Below are 17,832 nucleotides of genomic sequence, written 5' to 3'. Positions count from 1 at the left end.
TCAAAAAACGCCTAATCACATTTAAGTGATTAGACGTAAAATTTCATAATCAACTCCAATTACTGGGGTTCATTGCAGTTAGCCTTTTTTCTTTATTCTATCCGATTCCACCATCTGCTTTTACAGGTGTGAAGAAGTGATCAATAATATTTGAAACACGTGCTAAGTCAACATTACCACCAGATACCATGGCAACAGTTTTCTTGCCTTTTAGCCATCTATCATCGATCTTATGTGATTCCAATGCGGCGACAGGTAATGCACCTGCTCCTTCGGCAACTACCTTAGTTCTTTGAAGTAGATCTTTCATTGCTGTAGCGATCTCTTCTTCGTTGACAAGAACAATTTCATCAACTAGTTCACTGACGATTGGAAATGTAATGTCACCTGGAGTAGTAACATCAGTTCCATCGGCTAATGTGAAATCATCGTGATGTGAAGTGATATGCCCTGCTTTATATGATGAATACATGCCATGTACGTTTTCAGATTGTACACCGACAATATGGATCGAAGGATTAAATGACTTCAAAGCAACAGCCATACCAGAGATCAATCCACCGCCGCCAACAGGAATAATAACAGTATCAACATCCCAAAGATCATCAAGTATCTCTAATCCTATAGTTCCTTGACCAGCAATAACATACTTGTCATTAAATGGATCAACGATCGTTTTGCCTTCTTTTTCGGCTCTTTCGTACATCCATTCATGTGCGTCATCAAACGTTGCACCGTGAATATCAACTTCAGCACCATATCCACGTGTGGCATCACGTTTCATTTGTGGAGCTTCGTCAGGCATAACAACAGTTGTATCGATTCCCATTAAATGTCCAGTCAAAGCAACACCTTGAGCGTGGTTACCGGCTGATGCAGCAATAACTCCACGAGCCTTTTCTTCATCAGTTAAATGATTAATTTTGTTATTAGCTCCTCTAAACTTAAAAGACCCAGTTAATTGCATATTTTCAAGTTTTAGAAAAATATCACCGCCAACAATATTTCTGCTTAGAAACATTGATTGAACTAGCGGAGTTTTACGAGCATACTTGCCGACAATTGCCTTTGCTTCTTGAATGTCTCTAATACTTACTGCGTTATCAATATCTATCCCTTTGAGCATTTCACTCACCTCATTATTCTACTGAATCAGATAACTCTGAATATGGTAAATCTAATGAATCTGCTAAACCTTTATTTGTAACTTTTCCTTCGTAAATATTTACACCTGAAGCTAATGCTTCATCAGTCTTTATTGCTTGGTCAATACCCTTATCGGCAATTTCTAGTAAGTAGTTAATATTACCAGCTGCTAAAGCCATAGTTGCCGTACGTGGTACAGCACCTGGTTGATTAGGAACAGCATAGTGAACAATTCCATCTTTAACAAAGATTGGATCGTCGATCGTTGTTGGTTTGTCGATTGTTTCAACAGTTCCACCCTGATCAATAGCAACGTCAACAACTACACTACCTGGTTTCATTGATTTGATCATATATTCTTTAACCAACTTAGGTGGTTTTGAGCCTGGAATAAGAATTGTTGAAATAAATACATCAGCATCTTGAATTTCTTTAGCCAAGTTTTCTTCGTTTGATTTAACAACACGAAGGTCTTGTCCTTTAAATTCTGATTCCAAGTCCTTGATACGATCATCATTCAATTCAATGATAACGACTGAGCATCCCATACCTAGAGCTAATTGAGCGGCATTTGTAGCAGCATTACCACCACCAAATATAACTACACGTCCAGGATGAATACCTGGTACATTGATACCTGGTAATAAAGTACCTTGACCCTGATGTTGTGCTTCAAGATAATAAGCGCCCATAATTACTGAACGACGTCCGGCAATTGCGCTCATTGGTGCTAATAATTCAAGTTTGCCATCTTTAACGATTGTCTCTCCACCGATAGCAGTAGTTCCGGCTTTGATCATTGCTTCTACAGTTGGTTTTGAAGATGCTAAATGTTGGAAGCCCCAAATAACTTGGCCTTTTTTGAAGTATTTATACTCTTCTGCATCTGGCTCTTTAACCTTGATGATCAAATCAGCGTTCCAACCATCTTTATGACTTACTAATTTACCACCAGCTTCAACGTATTCGTCGTTAGTAAAACCGGCCCCAATACCAGCATCATTTTCAACTAATACTTCATTTCCGGCATCAACCATTTTACGGACATTCTCAGGAGTTGCGGCTACACGGCCCTCTCCTTCTTTTTGTTCCTTGATAACAGCTATTTGCATCTTTATGCCTCCTATGTGAAATTATTAACAACTAAATCTTATCGTTAAAACAGTGATATAACAACTACATTCAGTGTTTTCTTACATTTACATTAGTAAAATATTGTGAAACATTTATCTACCAGTCGATTGCCTGTGGTAACAAATTTTCGCATTTTTTTATTTTCATATTCTAGTTTCATAGATTCCTATAATTTGTACTAGATTGACTATACAACCATATTGCTGTGACTAAACACCATCAAAATGGACTTTCGATTATCTGTTCATTCTCAAAATACAATCATATTCTTATAATGATATGATAAGTACATTCATACACTTGTATACTCTAATAAAACATATTTAGATAACAAAAAAGACCCATTCGGGTCTTTTTTTATAGATTCTTATTAGTTATAGCTTTATCCACAATGACAGTTTTTCCATCCAAATATCCAGAAAAACTAATTTCATCACCATTTTGAATAAACATATTACGTGGATAATTTTTGATCGAAGCATAGAAGACATTTTTATTATCATTCAACAAGAATGCAACCTCTCCATTATTAACCTTAACCACTCGATTGACAGTCCCAGTGAAATTCTGTTTCTTACCAGAATGTGAAGAACTGGCTGTGTCAGTATTGGAATTAAATAAATTACGATACTTTTGCAGAGCGGACTTGGCATCAGTTCCGACTGCAACTGTATCTTGAGTTCCATTCCCATTGGCTAAAAGATAAACGTAAGACATGAAGGCTCCATTGTCATCGATCATTGAAACTACCCAAGTAGGCTTACCATCAATTCTATAAAGTAGCGGCATATTAGCCTTCCATTGTGTTTGTTTCATGCGGTTTTCGGCCAAACTATCGGCTCGATTTGGTGTCATGGCATCAGCTTCTTCACGGTAATAATATGTTTTACCCGTCTTAGCATTGACGTACATGTAACCTAACACTGAAGTTTGTTTACTGTTATTACTCGTCATTGAGGTGAAGTAATAAATATCTTTCTTATAGGCTATCGGCGTAAAAACATCATCACGTCCCTCGGTTCCTACACCTTCGACTGACTTCATAACTCCAAGTCTTGAACCACCGAATCCATGTGCATTCCACCAACCATTTCTTTCAGCGGCAAATGAATAGATCTTGTCACTCGCAATATTAGGATCAAAGGTAACATCGATCCATTTAGGCTCATCACCTTGCTTATAAACCTGTACCTTGCCTGTAACTGAATCCAAGACAGCTACATAAACTTTACGATAATTTTTTCGTGTTGATAGTCCATACTGTTTATACAAAGTTTGAACATAATATGGATGACCAGATTCGTTGATTTCAAGTTGCGGTGCACTTCCAGAAAGAACTAAGCCTCGACCGGTGATCGATGCATATATTTTACGTGATGCATCGTGACCAAAATAAGCTGACGGAGTATATCTCATACTTTTCTTAACAAATTTAGGTTTAGAATTTTTTGACGTCGCGTCAACAATAAAATATCCAGGAACTTTCTTGTAATGATTATATCTGAAAAATGATCCGTCAAAATCCAATGGAGCAATGTAAACTAGTTTTCCATGATAAAACTGTACTCGTGCATGATTCAATGAATAAACATTAGAATCTGGCACATTAGATAACGAGTTTTGCATTTGATTACGGACCGTTTTGTATGAATTAACAACCGGAACTTCTTTACTCTTTGAATTGATCAAAGGCATTGGTGCATTTTTAGTGGTTGTATTTTCGGTTACATCAGTTATTTTTGCGACCGACTTAGTAGTAGCATAACCTGACACAATGATCACTAAAATCACAATTCCTAAAGCAACCAGTGAACCAACCATAGTTAATAGAAAATTCCCCTCTATCTTCTTGAGCTCGCGTTTAGATATTGCTAAAGCGGAGCCATGCAATCCTGATGCTATGGCTAAAACTACAAGATTAGCTTGTAAGATCATCTTCCAAGTTTGATCCGGACCAGTAAAATACACAATAAATAGTCCTATGAAAAAGATGGCCAATTGAATAAAAATATGTGTTTGAATCCCCAGCTTATGCGGATTTCTTAATAGTGCTATTACAAATGGAACAAAAGAAAAGGCTGTAAATTCAAGTGTGAGTAGTAGAAAAAGTCCTAACATTAGTTGTTAACCCCATATTCTTTATAATAACTCTCAAATAATTCTGAAATTTTTTTCTTATCGTTACCTGTTGCCTGTTGAACATTTATTATGAAGTCTCCACCAAAACCCTTATTTAATTTTCGTATTACTTTATTGGCAGAATTTTTATTCTTTAAATTGATAAAGATCATTGAAATATCTAGATAGTCATCGAATTTATAATCTTTTATATTGTCCCAACTGATCCATTTATGTCCCGCAAATAATGAAGAACAATCATATACTCCCTTTGGACCGATTTTCATAATACAAGGAGAAAAAATTTTGAATATAAGAAAAGGCCAAACAGATCCAAAAAATACAATTGCAAACCACCAAACGATAGATAACTCAGGTTCTTCCTGAAGTAAAAGTACACTGCCTCCTACTAAAAATATTTCCCCAAAAGTCGCTAAAAATATAAAGGCTCTTCGTGAACCAATTATTTTATACGTTTTATTCATTTTAAATCCCCCATGATAATTTCAATATGATATAAGTATAGCAAAAAAGAAGCCAGATCCTTGAAAATCCAGCTTCTTTATCTTTTAATTAAATTTTATCTAAACATTGTCTTAGTTGCTCTGGCCATAACTTTAGGGTCTTTTTCATAATGATGCATCTTTGTCATTTCTGATAATGGGATGCCTAAGAATGTATAAACGGCCCTTTGAGCGGCACGGAATGAATATTGTTCTGTAAATACCATGTCAAATGGCATTTCACAGAATTGACTAATAAATGCCAAGTTCTTACTATGCTTTGGCACAACGTCAGGTCTGTCACCGACTGCTCTTTGATTAAATAATGCACTGGCATATGGTAAGTGAACTGGGATCACGTTAACAATACTGTCCATAACTTCTTGTTTATGGTTTCTAATATTATCTTTCGATGGATCGACAGCTGCTAGATGACCTAAGAATTCTTCAAGCATTTCCTCACCAGTCATCTCAATAATTGGCTTTTGTACATAATCGCCATTTCTTCTTGGATACATGAAATAACCCCAGAAAACTGATTCATTAGGCTTTTGAGCCTTAAAATGTGGTTGATGATGCACAACAATCGACATCAATGGTGTACTTTCGATCCAAGTGTTCAAGGCATTACCTGGTTCTTGTTCAGTAATACGACAAATCTCATTTAATAAATAATGGTTGTTTGTTGTAACAGTAAAACTCATCCACTCACTTTGTGTACGATCATTGAAAAATTTATCAGGATTACCTAGTGAATAGAATTTTTCAGCAGCCTTCTTCCACAGAGCAGCACTAGGTGCATATTCCATATTTTCTTTAACCGGTGTATTGAAATCACCCATTGAAGAACTATCGGTAACTGAACCGTTTGTATCAAATACTAGATCATTCTCATCAACCGTAATTTCACCAGCTTCATTATCGTTGTCCACTTGCTCATATTTAATACCGGTAACAACAATGTCGTCTTGTAATGGGGTATCCTTGAATTCGAGATCAACAACTTTACGATTGTCGATGAATGTTACTCCTCTGTCCTCAAGATACTTGCGCATTGGTAAAATAATACTTTCATATTGATTGTAGGGTGTTCTAGTAACACCTTCCAAAGTGTTGATACGACTAAATTCAAGAATCATTCGATTCATATAACGACGTAATTCCATAACGGAACTAGAACGTTTAAAAGCAAATGTTGTTTGCCACATTGACCAAAAGTTAGTCGTAAAGAAATGTGGACTGCTAGCAAAGTATTCAGCAATGCTGACGTTATTTAACTTTTCCTCATCTTTTTCAGGTGAAAGCATTAATTTTGAAAGCAAGAAACGATCTTTGTTGTTAAATTGCATATGTCTATAATCATTCTTGTCGCCATGTATCCTTGGTCCATTGTGGTCAATCAAACGTCCAACATCATGTGTTGGATGCGCATGATCAAAGTTTAGAATATCATCAGTTACGGTTTGTCCAGGGTTATCCAGTGAGGGAACTGATCTTAAAAGATCCCAAAGATTTTCATATGTTTCTTCATTGAGCATACGTCCACCTTTAGCTAGAAAACCTTTATTATTCGAAAGTGCTTGATTACTATACTCATTCTCATAGGCCTCAACGGTGTCACCATCATTAGCACCATGTTTTTCAAGACCCATCATGGTAATTTGTTCACCTTTAAACCCACCATCGCGGATCAAATAAATTCCAGCAGCAAGATTACCAATTCCGGTACCGATCATATAAGCTTTTCGTGTCATAATATTGCCCTCCATTCTAATACTCAACTTAAATATATTCCATTTATAGAGCTAATGTAAAGGTTTACACTCACTAAATTTTAAAACATAAAAGTCCTAAAATTTAATTCGGAAATTTGATAAAAAAAGAGACACTTGCGTGTGCAAGGCCCCCCTAATTTAATTATTTTGTTAATCTAACAACATCCCGAACGATCATCAATTCTTCGTCAGTTGGAATTGCTAAGACAGTAACACTTGAATCGTCTGTACTGATCTTACGCAAACCTTTTCCATTTTCGTTAGCATCTTTATCGATTTTAATACCCATGTATGCAAACTTTTCTGAGATAATTTGACGGATCCATGGATTAGCAAAGCCCATTCCGGCTGTGAAAATGATTACATCTGTACCACCAAGTAAGGCTATGTATGAACCAACATACTTAACGATACGGTTTACAAAGATATCGATTGCTAATTTTGAACGTTTATTTTCATCTTTAGTGGCAATTAAATCACGCATATCTGGTGAAACGCCTGAAATACCAAGTAGTCCAGATTTTTCATTTAATATATTGATCATGTCTTGTGGATCATTGATCTTTAACTTTTGCATCAAGTAAGCCATTAATGATGGGTCAATATCACCTGAACGAGTACTCATTGTGATACCAGCTAGAGGTGTGAATCCCATTGATGTATCAACAGATTTACCACCGTCAATAGCATCGATCGAAGCACCACTACCCAAGTGAAGTGAGATCATCTTCAAATCTTTTAATGGTTTGTTCAAGAAATCAGCCGCGGCACCTGAAACATATCTATGGCTTGTACCATGTGCACCAAATTTACGTACACCATATTTTTCATAGTATTCGTAAGGAACACTGTATAGATAATTTACTGGATCCATTGATTGATGGAATGAAGTATCAAATACAGCTACTTGAGGAACATCTGGTAAAATCTTTTCAAATGCTTCCATACCAGCGGCTTGACCAGGATTATGTAATGGTGCAAATTCAGCCAATTTTTTGATTTGTTCGATAACCTCTGGAGTTACTAATGTAGAATCCTTAAAAACAGAACCACCAGCAACAACACGGTGACCAACACCAGTGATCTCACTGTAATCAGAAATGATATTCATTTCAATAAGTTTCTTTAACATCTTGTTAACAGCAGTTATATGATCAGGAATATCGCCAGTTTCACTGAACTTTTCGCCATTGTACTTTACTTCAAAGACAGAGTCTGACAAACCTAAACGGTCAACCATACCTTTAGCAACAACAGTTTCTTCTGGTAAATCATACAGCTTCCACTTCAGGGTTGAACTTCCTGAGTTCACTGCAATTATTTTGGACATATCTTTTCACCTAACCTTTAAAAGTTTTTTTGGCCCAATCCTGAACTTGATTTTTAAAGCCTTCAAATAGCTTCGGATCATTTGTATTCGGAATAGTACCCATTAAAACCTTAGCAGATTGTTGAGCTTTTGTACCATGTTTTTGTAAGATTACTACAGCTTTTTGTGCTTCCTTTGAAGCAAACAAATTACCTGGTAAGTCTAGAACAGCCTGCAGATAGACGTTTGAGACCATCCATTGTGATAATTTTTTAGCTTGATCAGTTTGGAAAATTTGTGAAGGAACGATAAATATTCCGATACCGTTTTCATTCAAATTGTTCATTGTCTGTTCAATTAGTAGATGATGAGCGTATGAATGCCCCTCATCGGCTCTAGTTTCAAATTTGGAGGCGTTTTCATCTATTGGGTAATATCCGACTGGAAGATCGGCAATCGCCATGTCAACGTCTGTAAACTCCCATTCAGCAATTGCATCTTGATGATATGCTGATAAGTTCAAATTCATGACCTCGGTAAATGCCTTAGCCAATCCTAAAGAAATATCGTCATTGTCTATTCCGGCCAAATTGATTTTGAAATCACCAGCCATTTTTAATTGATTTACAAATTCAATTAATAAATTACCTGTTCCGATCGTAGGATCAACCAAATTGAAATCTGTTTTATTCTGAGCACTCAAAATTTCATAAGCAATCAAACTAGTAATCAATCCAATACTATCTGGAGTTACCAATTTATTAACTTCAGTTTTATCTAATTTTTGCGAACTGATGATATTAACGGTTATAGCCTGTTTGAGTTCGGCCTTAGATATATCAATTTCTTTTAGTTCATCATAAATCACCTTTAACTTGTCCACAGTATCTTGATCTGGGGCACCATTCTCTACGTAAACCTCACCATTAGCTAAATCAGTTAGTGCTTCGGCCAATGCGTCAGTATAGCTTGTCTTTAGCGACTTTTGTAACAAAGTAACAGCTTGACTTAATTTATCGTAATAAGTTTGCATTTTTATCTCCAGTTCTTTTAAAAATAACATTAATATTCTAATGTTGTAGCAACATTTATTCAACCATGTTATATTCCGAGAACCTTATTGTATATGTTTTATCAATTTTTTGCACAATCTTTTGTTTATAAAAGTTATCAAGTCGCCGATAATTATGAATTTGATTTTTAAAATAGGCATTACTAAAACCGATCGTCAGAATAGAAACACCCAGAACTAATAGTGTTGTCAGCAAAACCGAAGCCGGCCTATTTCTAGTTAAAATTTTGATGATCATTAGTTAAATACATCTCCGAAATTCGATTTTTCTTATCTATCATCTTGATTATTATCAAATCTTTTTTAATTTTAAAGGTACATTTTTTTAAATTCATCACTAATGGAATGTGTCCACCTTGTTCTGTTCTAGTTCTTAACATATCGTGATAGAATTCCAAAACATGAGCCGATTTAGAACCATTTTTGTTTTCGAAGTTCAATTTATTCGGTGTATACTCTTTTATTTTTTCACCTTGAAAATTTTCTTGAATATATTCGTTAGTCATATGCCAGCGGACCTGTTCGGCATTCAAATTATCAGGGACATTTTTGATGACTTTCAAAGTTTGTTGCAAAATTCCTAATACTAAAACAGTAACTAACAAAGCTAACAAAGTTTCCGCTAATACCATGCCATGACGCTTACCATCCAACTTGAAATACCTCACCATTTGACTGGATTTTCAGAGAGTTTTCATTTCTATCATAGAAATACTTTTGATTTTTCACAGTCTGTTCAGATACAGTTTGCTTACTATTAAGATTTATCAACATCAATTTATGAGCACTGATCCGTTGTTCCCATAAATTTATTTGTTTGTATTCTTCCCCCAGACAAATCGTCAAAGTAGTTGCAACTAACAACATAATGAAGAGAGAAACGACTGATTCTGCAAGAACAAATCCATCACGTTTTATCAATTATCTCACCCCAATTCATCTGAACTACATAGACATAATTTATATTGGTCAAATCAGAATGGAATTTGATTGTTTGAGGTTTTATTAGTCCATTTCGTCTAATCTGAATAGTCGACTTACTTTGAAGAAAGTTTACAGTATCGGGAAATTTAACTCGAACTTTATACGAATCATCATCATTCGTCTTAAACAAAGCAGAGTGACTACTTTTTGAGATAGTAATATTGTAATAGCGTTGTGTTAGAAATGCTTCATTTAAAGTGTTTTTAAAGACATTTTTGAACTGCTGCATAGATTGTTTTTCATCAACTCTCGCCTGATAATTCCTTACTCCTAAACTGGTAGCAAAAACTATTGAACAAAAAATTGCTAAAGCTATGACTGACTCAACTAATGTAAAACCAAATCTATGGATTCTTAATAACTTGTCCTTTTTCATTGATCTTATATCCTTTAGCTTTATCTGCCTGTTTTTCCGAAAGATCCAACTCTTTCAAATCATGGATCTTCGTATCTGCCATATCGACTTGTGTCTGCAAAGTACTTCTAAATGCTTCATCGGTTTTATTTTCTGCATTTGTTTTTTGACCACCAAGATTCGGCACGATCAATAACAACAATAGTGAAATTATGAACAGTACAATAACCATTTCAATCAGTGTAAAGGCTTCTCTGGTTTTCTTCTTTAGTTTATTCATTAGGACATCCCTTTCATCATTCCATAAACTGGTAGTAAGACCATCAAATAGGTCACAATTATTATTAGTGCAATGATTCCAAACATGATTGGCTGAACTAGATTCAAAATTTTCTGTAAAGATTTTTGCGTTTCTTCAAACTTCAATTCAGACATGAGTATCAGGTCCTGTGCTAATTCTTTTTTACCACCACCCAATTTCATAATGGATTTTAGTTCATTGGGTAAAAAGTTTTCATTATCTATCAAGTTATTTAATGAACTACCTTTTTGCAGATCACGCTGTACTTTTCTGGATAACATTTCTTGTATTGATCCTTCAGAAAAGCTAGCATTGATTGAACAAATTTCTTTTAAATTCAAACCACTAGAAACTTGTAATCCTAACCCCTGCAAAATAATAAATTGATAGAAATTCAGATAGACTTTCCCAACTATCGGTAATTTGATCAATTGCTTTGCACATTGATATTCGGATATTCGTTTCAAATAACCGCAATAAACCACTATTCCTATGACAAAAAATATTACTGTTCCAAAAAAGGTTTTCAAAAACAAATCAATGTACTTAGTTTCTGTACTCATACCTAACTGCGGCACAATATACACTTTCATCCCCAATAACATGACGAATAGAAATCCTAAAATGAAACAAGGATAGGCCATTAACTCTTTTAATTTGCTCTTCTGCTTAGCTTTGGTTTTTAAAAGTAATCCACTCTGAATTAAAATTTTCTGCAAACTTCCATTAGTTTGAGCAATTATCAGCTGATTATAAATTGCCATCGGCAAATTTAAATGTCGTAATGAATAAGAAATCATCTCTCCATTTTGTAGATCCTTATATATATAAGAAAAAACCTTTTGCTTAGCTCGTAATAAACTCAAACAATTAATTGACTGTTTTAGAGAGAATCCATTATTGATCAATTTTCCTAAAAGTAATAAATATTCTGCTTGCTGTTGATCACTAATTCTTTTATCCGTATAGATATTCTTGATATACTTCTGCACTAATATATCCACTCTGATAAGCATGTTTGATTTGTCGACTCCAAGTATCATCAATTTTGTGTTCCTTTAAAAATAAACGGATTTCTGATTCATTCAATGTGTCGTTAAATAATTGAATTCCATTTACTGTCGGGACCAGCCTTTGATAGGAAATTAAATTAATGGCATTCAATATCTCATCTGGATCTACTCCAAATTGTTTCAATCGTTGAATAACTGAGAACTTGGATTTTCCATGAATCGTAGTCATGACCGTATATCCGCAAAGAGCTGCTTGAATAGCCTGTTCAGCGGTTACAGCATCACGAATTTCACCAATTATCAAAACTTCTGGTCGATGTCGCAAACTGGTTTTGATCAACTCTTCATAGGTTAATTCCGCCTGCTCATTGACTTGCAACTGTAAAAAGTCATCTTCGACTATCTCGACTGGATCTTCAATACTCATAATTTTTTTATCAACACTCAATTGTTTACAAAGTGCATACATCAACGACGTTTTCCCAGAGCCCATCGGACCAGAAAAAATCATCATTCCTTTTCGCTTAGCAATTGGAAATAGTTGCTCGATCAAATTTTCATTCAACTGATAATTAAAATTTTGTGGATAAATCAGTCTTACTACTAATGATTCTCGATCCAAAAAGTCACCCACAGATGAAATTCTGATATGAATTTTTTGTTGATGATACGAAAAGCCAAATGAACCTTTTTGCGAACGACGACGTTCCGAAACATCTAACCCACCGTTAAATTTTAAATAATTCATTACCATCAAAGTTTCATCGATCGTCAGTTCTGTTATTCTCGATTCATATGAATTACTACGAGTTTCGATCCTATAAAGATTTTTATATGGAAAAAAGTAAATATCTGTGGCCTTGTTGTCACAAGCTTCAGTTAATAAATCATGAACCATATTCTCTGCTGTCATTTCTAACCTCCTTTCTAAAAATTACGCAAAAAAAGACCATAGACAAAATTGTCTATGGTCGAAAATTTATTTATTATTCGTCGTCATCATCTTCAGCAGCCGTATAAACTTCTGAAACATCATCGTCATCTTCAAGTTGATCGATCATGTGTTCAAATTGTTCTTGCTTGTCTTCTGGTACTGGTGTTGTGTTTTGAGGGATCATTGTTAATTCTGAATTAGCAATTTGGTAGCCCTTTTCAATCAAACCATCACGTACACCTGCAAACTCTTTGGCATCCGTATAGATTTCAAAAGCATCATCTGATGTTTGTAAATCATCAGCACCGAGATCCATGATGTCTAATAAGACTTCATCTTCATCTTGAGTATTCTTTGTACGGTCCAAAACAAGATATCCTTTACGGTCAAACATATAAGCAACTGAACCACTTGAACCTAAGCTACCTCCGTTACGAGTAAACGCAACACGTACTGAAGAAGCTGTTCTGTTCTTATTATCTGTCAATGCTTCAACCAAAACTGCAACTCCACCTGGAGCGTAGCCTTCATATGTTACTTCGTCGTAGTGTTCTTCACTACCACCTTCGGCTTTATCTAAGGCACGTTTAATGTTGTCCTTAGGCATGTTAGCTGCACGAGCTTTATCTACTATTAAACGAAGAGCAGCATTACTGTCTGGATCGGCACCACCCGCTTTTGCCGCCATGAATAATTCACGTGATAATTTTTGGAAAATCTTTCCACGCTTAGAATCTTGGGCATTTTTTCTACCCTGGATGTTATGCCATTTTGAATGTCCTGACATTTCTGCTTCCTTCTTCCACTTTTATTGTAAACCAGATAATATAATATCAAAATATCCCTTTCATTTCAATATTAACCGACAATTACAAAGTGAAATTAGTGATTATTTTTGCGATGTTTAATGTCAATTCCCATTAATGATAACAATCCTAGTAAAATACCACTAATGGTGGCCATCAAGCTATTTTTATTTCCAGTTTGAGGAAATTTTCCCTTAGTCACTCCAGAATTCACTTGAGAACTTTTATTAGCAGAAACCGTGCCTGTTACAAGTAAATTCTTTGTTAATGAACCCTTCGAACCGAGATATTTGACTGTATTTTTCCCACTATATTCACTATCCCCATTAATGATTGGCGTCTGTCGTGAAGTTTGAGTTGTTGAATTATTTGATGTTGATATTTCCGAAGTTGTAGGTCCTTTTGAATTTCCAGGTTGTTCCGGATTCGTTGGTGTTTCGGGGCCTTCTGGATTTCCAGGTTGCTCTGGATTCGTTGGTGTTTCGGGGCCTTCTGGATTTCCAGGTTGCTCTGGATTCGTTGGTGTTTCGGGGCCTTCTGGATTTCCAGGTTGCTCTGGATTCGTTGGTGTTTCGGGGCCTTCTGGATTTCCAGGTTGCTCTGGATTCGTTGGTGTTTCGGGGCCTTCTGGATTTCCAGGTTGCTCTGGATTCGTTGGTGTTTCGGGGCCTTCTGGATTTCCAGGTTGCTCTGGATTCGTTGGTGTTTCGGGGCCTTCTGTACCGTTCCCACTGCCTTGATTTCCAGAATCTCCGGGTTCCGTTGGTCCTGTACTACCTCCGGAATTATTATCTTCTGTTCCGCCAGTAACGTGTAGAACAACCTCTTTAGTCATACCATCAGCCGTACTTAAAGTTATATTATAATCACCATTTTTGGTTAAATTAGCACCATTTAAATTCAAGGAAATATCTCCAAGTGGAATCGGACCATTCAGATCATAAGCAATGGCCTTAAAATCGGCTAAGGTTGGAGCCGGATCACCAACTTTCATTGTGTAATCTTCTCCATCAATACCTGTGATCGTAAATGTACCTGGAACAACCGTGATATCATAATTTGGATTAGCATCTTCGGCTGGTGTAACGGTCATTTCATAGGTCCCAACCGTCTCACCTGGAACACGGGAGACAGTATATTTTGCATCTGTTACTCCGTTAGAAACTTGTCCTGTTAAAGTAGGGTCAGATTCTCCAGAAGTTTTAGCAGCATTTTCAGCAGTAATTGTTATTGGAAGTTTTTCGATCACATAACTAGAATTATTAGTACCTAATTCCCAATTATATAAATCACCGCCTTGTAATGTATTAATGGCAGCAAGACCTTGAGCAGTCAATTGAACTTGATAAGTTCCAGCATCGATTGCTTGTGTAGTAAATTCTACGTCACCAGGTTTAGTTGTATAAGTATCACCATTTGACAGTGCCACTTGATAACTACCTGTCTCGGCTGGGGTACTTCCGCTGTATGTACTTGAATTACTGCCACTTATAGCATATGTACCTGAATTCTTTTCAACACTGACATTGACTACTGTACTGTACTCACCATAACTGTAAGTAACTTGGTAAGTTCCAAGAGTACTTGTATCGACCGACGAAACAGTTTTTCCAGCAGGATCTTTAATTGAAACCGTCATGCTTGATAATGGGACTACCGCGCCATCTTCAAGTGTACATCCCACAAAGTTATCTTCTGGTGACCAATTTGAATCGACAATAATAACAGAATTAATTGCCTTAATAACTGGATTGTTTAAAACAACATTATATTGTCCATTATATTCAGGCCCAATACTCCAATTGAATGCAAAATTCTCTGTTCCATTAGGTATATCAAACATGCCGTTAGAGTATGTAACACCATTAGTCAATCCAAAAATACCTAGATATTGTTCACCATATCCATCTGCATTGATATTAAAGAAATTCGAAATTTTGTCGTGAGTTGGATCGGTAAAAATAGTATCGACTTGATAACCTCCAATGCCTGATCCAAATGAGCCTGTAATACTTACGTTAGGTGCAGAAATATTAACGATTCGATTATATTTGAATGCTTCGTTACCCAAAGAAAGATTGCTACCCGAATAGCTTAATCCTGTCAATTGATTACTCAAAAATGCCTGATCACCTACTGAAGTTACACTAGCTGGAACACTCAAATCTCCTGAAACCTTATCAAACTCAAAGGCTCCAGTACCAATCGTTTGAAGATCAACCGAATTAGTAAGATTCAGAGTTGACAAATTATTATCATAAATAAAGGCCTGATAGCCGATAGAATTCAAGGCTTTATCAAAGACGACGCTTTGAAGTTCAGTATTAGATGCAAATGCCTGGTCTGAAATAGTCTGTAAACTATTTGGTAATGTCAAAGTTAATAAAGCTGGATTATATGCAAAGGCCGTCTTACCGATTGAAGTAACAGAATTTGGCAAAATAAGAGAAATTATTGGATCGGATACAAAAGCATCATCACCGATTGTTTGTAAAGTAGTATTCTTAGAAAAATCAACCGTGGCCAATTTACTATTATATGCAAAGGCAGATGTTCCTATATTCTCCAAACCATCATTAAAAATAACATTTGTTAGGCTCTCATTGCTGTAAAAGGCTTCTTTACCAATAGTTGTTAAACCATCATTTAGCGTTACTGTTGTTAAATTATTATTAAATTGAAAGGCATTATCGCCGATTGCGGTTACTTTATAATTCACACCGTTAAGATTAATTGTTGGAGGCAAATTAATCGAAGTAATTGTTGAACTACCAGTAGCTAATCCTGTTACCGTAGCAGTCCCTGAACTAGCATCAGTCGACCAAGTGAAATTATCCGAGGGTGTGTATTCAGAAGCACTAGTAGCTGGTGCTGTCGTTGTAGGCGTATTCGTTGTTACTGGAGCTGTCGCCGGAGTTGTTGCTGGAGTTGTTACTGGGGTTGTCGCTGGAGTTGTTACTGGGGTCGTTGGAGTTGTTACTGGGGTCGTTGCTGGAGTTGTAGTTACTGCGACCGGAGTCGTTGATGCAGGAGAGGACGAAGTAGAAGCACTGTCAGTCCCATCCCCACTACTATTTCCAGTAGTAGATGTACTTGAACTTGATAATGTAGAAGTACCTGTCGTATCTCCTGTTGAAGATGGCGTCGTAGTCGTAGGAGTTATAGTAGCTGGCGTTTCCGTGACGGTTGCTATATCGGTTTTAGTCGACAAAGTCTTTGTTGGAGTAGCCGAAGTAGCAGTTGCTGTTGGAGCAGGTGTTGTGCTTGTCGTAGAGGCAAGTGTAGCTGAATCTGTTGGAGTAGTTTCAGTACTTGTACTTGTTTCAGCAGCCTGAGTTAGTACCTGATGGGTCAATGAAGTACCAACGCCCATAGTAATTGCGGCACTTGCAGCAATTACTATTTCTTTTCCATCTTTAATTAATACATTTTTTTTCATTTTCATCATGAACATCCCACACTTCTGTTTAAACAAATTTTGATTATATTATATAAAGTTTTAAGTTCAAGACAAAGAAAAAGACCTCATAAGAGATCTTTTTTGGTAGAAATAATTCATGGCTGAATAGCCGGAGTTGCTTTTCAGCTTTTTATAAAAAAATAAATAAAGAATAGATAATAGTAAACCTATTTAATAGGATTTTATCTAAACAGGAATTTTTTTAAGTTTATTAACTATATAAACAAAAAGTAATATAAGCAAGCTTGCTAGTAAAGCCCCCATACTATCCAACATAACATCATCCACAGACGGTGTCCTACCACCAGTCAGCCCTTGATGAAATTCATCAAAAGCAGCTAAACCTGTTGAGACTGTCCAAGGAATAAAAAAGCTCAAAATTTTATGAGTCTGAAAATAATTGTATAACGCTAAGCTAAGAAATAACCCCAGAATAAAATATGTTCCAAAATGTGCTCCTTTACGAATAAAAAATTCTACAAAGCGAAAATAACCGTCATTTTGAATCGATTGAATCTTACCACCATAATTAAATCTTATCCCACTCAAAAAATGATAAAAAGGTTTATTATTTGATCCCAAATGTTGTTCCAAAAAAGGGACCGACGTCTGCTGTTTGTAAGTCATTGATGAACTATAGAATAATACCAATTCAACAGCAATAACTGCTAGCCAATACCATTTCTCATGTTTCTTAATTCTATTAATCACTATTTTTCTCCAATTTTACTTCAGCATTTAATTTTCTAGCATTCTCAAAATAGCCCATACGATCAAGAAAAATTAATTATCCAATGACAAATAACTACTTAGTCAAATTAATTCAACTAAAAAAGCCTCCAAATTGAAGTGCAATAAAAAAGTTAGACATTTTTATAAGTTTTAAGAAATCATGGATTGTCTCCTGTATTCTACAGGAGAC

Annotated in this window: 16 protein-coding genes; all 16 read right to left on the bottom strand. The window is 35.8% G+C overall.

Annotated elements, in window-relative coordinates; genetic code table 11:
- Positions 1-97 precede the first annotated feature (97 nt).
- Positions 98-1,126 carry a bifunctional threonine ammonia-lyase/L-serine ammonia-lyase TdcB gene (tdcB, locus tag EKM64_RS10465; RefSeq protein ID WP_125678362.1) on the bottom strand — a complete coding sequence of 343 codons (1,029 nt, stop codon included), beginning with the start codon at positions 1,124-1,126 and terminating at the stop codon, positions 98-100.
- 13 nt (positions 1,127-1,139) lie between these two features.
- The gene (gene ald / locus EKM64_RS10460; RefSeq protein ID WP_125678360.1) at positions 1,140-2,258 is read right to left on the bottom strand and encodes an alanine dehydrogenase; all 1,119 of its coding nucleotides are present in this window, start codon (positions 2,256-2,258) and stop codon (positions 1,140-1,142) included.
- Positions 2,259-2,637: 379 nt separating this feature from the next.
- Positions 2,638-4,398, bottom strand: a complete 1,761-nt coding sequence (locus EKM64_RS10455) for a hypothetical protein (protein WP_125678358.1) — start codon at positions 4,396-4,398, stop codon at positions 2,638-2,640.
- Complete coding sequence (locus tag EKM64_RS10450) at positions 4,398-4,883, bottom strand: STM3941 family protein (protein ID WP_125678357.1); 486 nt, start codon at positions 4,881-4,883, stop codon at positions 4,398-4,400. The genes EKM64_RS10455 and EKM64_RS10450 overlap by 1 nt, the downstream gene beginning before the upstream one ends.
- Positions 4,884-4,978: 95 nt before the next feature.
- Positions 4,979-6,670, bottom strand: coding sequence for an oleate hydratase (locus EKM64_RS10445; protein ID WP_263852841.1), 1,692 nt, complete (start codon positions 6,668-6,670; stop codon positions 4,979-4,981).
- A gap of 148 nt (positions 6,671-6,818) precedes the next feature.
- Positions 6,819-8,006 carry an acetate/propionate family kinase gene (locus EKM64_RS10440; RefSeq protein ID WP_125678352.1) on the bottom strand — a complete coding sequence of 396 codons (1,188 nt, stop codon included), beginning with the start codon at positions 8,004-8,006 and terminating at the stop codon, positions 6,819-6,821.
- Positions 8,007-8,016: 10 nt separating this feature from the next.
- Positions 8,017-9,018, bottom strand: a complete 1,002-nt coding sequence (locus tag EKM64_RS10435; protein WP_225421010.1) for a class I SAM-dependent methyltransferase — start codon at positions 9,016-9,018, stop codon at positions 8,017-8,019.
- A 254-nt stretch (positions 9,019-9,272) separates the two neighbouring features.
- Complete coding sequence (locus EKM64_RS10430; RefSeq protein WP_164505361.1) at positions 9,273-9,710, bottom strand: competence type IV pilus minor pilin ComGF; 438 nt, start codon at positions 9,708-9,710, stop codon at positions 9,273-9,275.
- Positions 9,700-9,978, bottom strand: coding sequence for a hypothetical protein (locus tag EKM64_RS10425; protein ID WP_125678346.1), 279 nt, complete (start codon positions 9,976-9,978; stop codon positions 9,700-9,702). Before EKM64_RS10425 ends, EKM64_RS10430 begins: the two co-directional genes overlap by 11 nt.
- The gene (locus EKM64_RS10420; protein ID WP_125678344.1) at positions 9,965-10,417 is read right to left on the bottom strand and encodes a type II secretion system protein; all 453 of its coding nucleotides are present in this window, start codon (positions 10,415-10,417) and stop codon (positions 9,965-9,967) included. The genes EKM64_RS10425 and EKM64_RS10420 overlap by 14 nt, the downstream gene beginning before the upstream one ends.
- Positions 10,386-10,676 (bottom strand): prepilin-type N-terminal cleavage/methylation domain-containing protein, encoded by a 291-nt coding sequence (locus EKM64_RS10415; RefSeq protein WP_125678342.1) that lies wholly within the window; start codon positions 10,674-10,676, stop codon positions 10,386-10,388. Before EKM64_RS10415 ends, EKM64_RS10420 begins: the two co-directional genes overlap by 32 nt.
- A complete protein-coding gene (locus EKM64_RS10410) occupies positions 10,676-11,701 on the bottom strand; it encodes a type II secretion system F family protein (RefSeq protein WP_225421009.1) in 1,026 nt (341 codons plus the stop codon). The genes EKM64_RS10415 and EKM64_RS10410 overlap by 1 nt, the downstream gene beginning before the upstream one ends.
- A complete protein-coding gene (comGA, locus tag EKM64_RS10405; RefSeq protein WP_125678338.1) occupies positions 11,655-12,623 on the bottom strand; it encodes a competence type IV pilus ATPase ComGA in 969 nt (322 codons plus the stop codon). The genes EKM64_RS10410 and comGA overlap by 47 nt, the downstream gene beginning before the upstream one ends.
- 73 nt (positions 12,624-12,696) lie before the next feature.
- Positions 12,697-13,431 carry a YebC/PmpR family DNA-binding transcriptional regulator gene (locus EKM64_RS10400; RefSeq protein WP_125678336.1) on the bottom strand — a complete coding sequence of 245 codons (735 nt, stop codon included), beginning with the start codon at positions 13,429-13,431 and terminating at the stop codon, positions 12,697-12,699.
- 95 nt (positions 13,432-13,526) lie between these two features.
- Positions 13,527-16,889 carry a leucine-rich repeat protein gene (locus EKM64_RS10395; protein WP_164505360.1) on the bottom strand — a complete coding sequence of 1,121 codons (3,363 nt, stop codon included), beginning with the start codon at positions 16,887-16,889 and terminating at the stop codon, positions 13,527-13,529.
- Positions 16,890-17,096: 207 nt separating this feature from the next.
- Positions 17,097-17,618 carry a VanZ family protein gene (locus EKM64_RS10390; RefSeq protein WP_125678364.1) on the bottom strand — a complete coding sequence of 174 codons (522 nt, stop codon included), beginning with the start codon at positions 17,616-17,618 and terminating at the stop codon, positions 17,097-17,099.
- Between the last annotated feature and the right edge of the window lie 214 nt (positions 17,619-17,832).

Source organism: Companilactobacillus keshanensis (assembly GCF_003946205.1).
GTDB classification, from domain to species: Bacteria; Bacillota; Bacilli; order Lactobacillales; family Lactobacillaceae; genus Companilactobacillus; species Companilactobacillus keshanensis.
The sequence above is the reverse complement of the archived record's forward strand: the minus strand, read 5'-3'. Positions and strand labels throughout refer to the sequence as shown.

What these genes read in the sequence shown, in the direction of transcription:
- EKM64_RS10395 (WP_164505360.1), bottom strand. Translation starts at nt 16,889, where the DNA reads ATGAAAAAAAATGTATTAATTAAAGATGGAAAAGAAATAGTAATTGCT.
- EKM64_RS10450 (WP_125678357.1), bottom strand. Translation starts at nt 4,883, where the DNA reads ATGAATAAAACGTATAAAATAATTGGTTCACGAAGAGCCTTTATATTT.
- EKM64_RS10455 (WP_125678358.1), bottom strand. Translation starts at nt 4,398, where the DNA reads ATGTTAGGACTTTTTCTACTACTCACACTTGAATTTACAGCCTTTTCT.
- EKM64_RS10415 (WP_125678342.1), bottom strand. Translation starts at nt 10,676, where the DNA reads ATGAATAAACTAAAGAAGAAAACCAGAGAAGCCTTTACACTGATTGAA.
- EKM64_RS10400 (WP_125678336.1), bottom strand. Translation starts at nt 13,431, where the DNA reads ATGTCAGGACATTCAAAATGGCATAACATCCAGGGTAGAAAAAATGCC.
- comGA (WP_125678338.1), bottom strand. Translation starts at nt 12,623, where the DNA reads ATGACAGCAGAGAATATGGTTCATGATTTATTAACTGAAGCTTGTGAC.
- EKM64_RS10445 (WP_263852841.1), bottom strand. Translation starts at nt 6,670, where the DNA reads ATGGAGGGCAATATTATGACACGAAAAGCTTATATGATCGGTACCGGA.
- EKM64_RS10435 (WP_225421010.1), bottom strand. Translation starts at nt 9,018, where the DNA reads ATGCAAACTTATTACGATAAATTAAGTCAAGCTGTTACTTTGTTACAA.
- ald (WP_125678360.1), bottom strand. Translation starts at nt 2,258, where the DNA reads ATGCAAATAGCTGTTATCAAGGAACAAAAAGAAGGAGAGGGCCGTGTA.
- EKM64_RS10440 (WP_125678352.1), bottom strand. Translation starts at nt 8,006, where the DNA reads ATGTCCAAAATAATTGCAGTGAACTCAGGAAGTTCAACCCTGAAGTGG.
- tdcB (WP_125678362.1), bottom strand. Translation starts at nt 1,126, where the DNA reads ATGCTCAAAGGGATAGATATTGATAACGCAGTAAGTATTAGAGACATT.
- EKM64_RS10420 (WP_125678344.1), bottom strand. Translation starts at nt 10,417, where the DNA reads ATGAAAAAGGACAAGTTATTAAGAATCCATAGATTTGGTTTTACATTA.